Origin of the sequence: Caloranaerobacter azorensis DSM 13643 (genome assembly GCF_900129995.1) — a bacterium.
Classification (GTDB): Bacteria; Bacillota; Clostridia; order Tissierellales; family Thermohalobacteraceae; genus Caloranaerobacter; species Caloranaerobacter azorensis.
On record NZ_FQXO01000003.1, the window covers coordinates 1 to 1,060 of the forward strand.

The following is a 1,060-nucleotide window of genomic DNA, read 5'->3' on the forward strand; positions in this document are numbered from 1 at the left end:
GTGCCAGCAGCCGCGGTAATACGTAGGGGGCGAGCGTTGTCCGGAATCACTGGGCGTAAAGGGTGCGTAGGCGGCCCTGCAAGTCAGGTGTGAAAGGCATCGGCTCAACCGATGTGAGCACTTGAAACTGTAGGGCTTGAGTGCAGGAGAGGAGAGCGGAATTCCTAGTGTAGCGGTGAAATGCGTAGATATTAGGAGGAACACCAGTGGCGAAGGCGGCTCTCTGGACTGTAACTGACGCTGAGGCACGAAAGCGTGGGTAGCGAACAGGATTAGATACCCTGGTAGTCCACGCCGTAAACGATGAGTGCTAGGTGTTGGGGGGTTAGACCTTCAGTGCCGCAGTTAACACATTAAGCACTCCGCCTGGGGAGTACGGTCGCAAGACTGAAACTCAAAGGAATTGACGGGGACCCGCACAAGCAGCGGAGCATGTGGTTTAATTCGAAGCAACGCGAAGAACCTTACCAAGACTTGACATCCTCCGGACGGCTCTGGAGACAGGGCTTTCCCTTCGGGGACTGGAGAGACAGGTGGTGCATGGTTGTCGTCAGCTCGTGTCGTGAGATGTTGGGTTAAGTCCCGCAACGAGCGCAACCCTTGCCTTTAGTTGCCATCAGGTAAAGCTGGGCACTCTAGAGGGACTGCCGGCTAAAAGTCGGAGGAAGGTGGGGATGACGTCAAATCATCATGCCCCTTATGTCTTGGGCTACACACGTGCTACAATGGCCGGTACAGAGGGCAGCGAACCCGTAAGGGGGAGCGAATCCCAAAAAGCCGGTCCCAGTTCGGATTGTGGGCTGCAACTCGCCCACATGAAGCTGGAGTTGCTAGTAATCGCGAATCAGAATGTCGCGGTGAATGCGTTCCCGGGTCTTGTACACACCGCCCGTCACACCATGAGAGTCGGCAACACCCGAAGCCAGTGGGCTAACCGAAAGGAGGCAGCTGTCGAAGGTGGGGCCGATGATTGGGGTGAAGTCGTAACAAGGTAGCCGTATCGGAAGGTGCGGCTGGATCACCTCCTTTCTAAGGAGTTAATTTCCGCACTGTTCAGTTT

At 55.8% G+C, this 1,060-nt stretch carries 1 rRNA gene; it reads left to right on the forward strand.

What is annotated here, in order from left to right:
• A 16S ribosomal RNA gene (locus BUB51_RS00015) occupies nt 1–1,029 on the forward strand; the annotation flags it as partial.
• Nucleotides 1,030–1,060 lie beyond the last annotated feature (31 nt).